Annotated in this window: 2 protein-coding genes and 1 pseudogene; all 3 read left to right on the top strand. The window is 41.2% G+C overall.

Annotated features, from left to right (window positions below):
- A pseudogene (locus AKK44_RS09035) lies at positions 1 to 251 on the top strand (phage tail spike protein); the annotation flags it as partial.
- Positions 248 to 1,561: a hyaluronate lyase N-terminal domain-containing protein gene (locus AKK44_RS08195; RefSeq protein ID WP_054279275.1), complete on the top strand. Its 1,314-nt coding sequence runs from the start codon at positions 248 to 250 to the stop codon at positions 1,559 to 1,561. The pseudogene AKK44_RS09035 and the gene AKK44_RS08195, both read left to right, overlap by 4 nt.
- A gap of 1 nt (position 1,562) precedes the next feature.
- Positions 1,563 to 1,777 (top strand): hypothetical protein (locus AKK44_RS08190; RefSeq protein ID WP_152911092.1); only part of this gene is annotated, 215 nt, incomplete at its 3' end.

The raw sequence follows: 1,777 nt of genomic DNA, 5'->3' as shown, positions 1-1,777 counted from the left end.
CAAAAATGGAATCAGAGACGTTTACTTTAGATAAAGATAACAACGTTATTCAGACCTATCCATTTTCATTCTCAGGCGTTTTGACAGGTGATTGGTATAAATCTAAGCGGATAGATTTAAATGCGTCAGAAGTGCAGGAAATAGCTCTTGACATGAAGTATAAAGATGTTGCTGATGCCAAGGGTGCAACTATGGTAGGCAAGCAATCGAACAAGCCCAAAATAATTTTTGACGGAAGGAGGAATAGATGAGTCCAAGAGAAACAATACCAATAAAGGTACTTTTTGATAGAAAGCAAGCTAGCGAATGGCGTTCAGAGAACCCCGTCGTTGAAGATGGAGAGTTAGTTGTTGAGTTAGATACTCACAAATTAAAGGTCGGCGACGGCAAAACAGCATACAACGACCTTCCATACTATGAAGGTCCACAAGGTGAATCCATCACAAAAGTGCAACTGTCTGAAGATGGTGAGTTGTCAGTATGGATTGGTGACAGAGAAACCAAGCTAGGCAACGTAAAAGGTGATAGCCTAACAATTTCTCGCAACACCTTGACAGATGATGGTGTACAACTCGTTTTTAGCGACGGTACAGAAATCACCATTCCAAAAGGCCCTATGGGTCCTATGGGTCCTCGAGGCCCCGAAGGACCGCAAGGTAATACAGGGCCTCAAGGAAAAGAGGGTAAAAAAGGTGAAGTTGGCCCTGTTGGTCCAATGGGCAAAACTGGTCCAAAAGGCGAAAAAGGCGATAGCGTAACCATCACAGGTCACAAGCGTGTCTCAGATGGGACTCAAGTAGTCTTTAGCGACGGAACACAAATTGTTGTCCCGAAAGGTGAAACTGGTGATGTCAACGGCATCAACCTAGAAGATTATGTCAAAAAATCTGAACTTAAAAATGTCGGTTCCGCAGATGTTGATGCAATTAATGAATTTCTAGGGCTATCTCAAAAGGTGTTTACGAGCAACTATAGCTACTCTGATGGAACAATTAAAAGCTATGCAAATAGAAATTATTCTGCTAGTTGGTATGTGAATGAACCGACGAAAGATGTCTCTGTCAGAGATAAAGTATTGATTACTATACGTAACACAACTACACGAGCAGACAATTATCTCGAGGTTCAAGTTACTGCAAAAGGTTCTAATTATGTGACAGCGACCTCTACAGGTAAGTTGTTGACCACTCCTGGAGAGGTCAAGGTTCTCACAAAAGAGCAAGCAGAGAAAGATTACACGAAAAAAGGACACAAACACAATATTGCAGATGTTAACGGTCTACAGAACGCTCTTGACCAAAAAGCTGACAACCAACACACTCATAATATCGATGATATTTCTGGGCTTTCTCAAGCATTGCAAAACACCACTGTGCCAAGCGACGTCGTAAGACGTGCTGAGCTTAATTCTTATGCTCAGATTGCAACGCTAGGTCCATTGTTGCAAAATATCGGAAAAGTACAAGATCAATCAACTGGACAGTTCTTATCTATACAAGTTGTGGATAAAGGACAAGTGCCGAGAAACACTCGAGGTTTGATTGTATTTGAGAGGTCTTAAAATGGTAGTTTTTAAAGATGCACCTTCCGTCGCAGGCGCTAACTTACTGCTCGAAAACGGCAACCTAAACTATTACATCTACTCAGATAACTTTGAAATTGGGAAAATTTACTTGCCAGAAAGTAGCCTAACCGACTATTTTAGTGAAGAACCTTTCAAAGCTTATCTTTTCACGGTTGATGGCTTAAAAGAGTTTACGACAACTAAGCAAAAAGC

The organism is Streptococcus phocae (assembly GCF_001302265.1).
GTDB classification, from domain to species: Bacteria; Bacillota; Bacilli; order Lactobacillales; family Streptococcaceae; genus Streptococcus; species Streptococcus phocae.
This window is presented reverse-complemented; position numbering and strand designations above follow the sequence as displayed.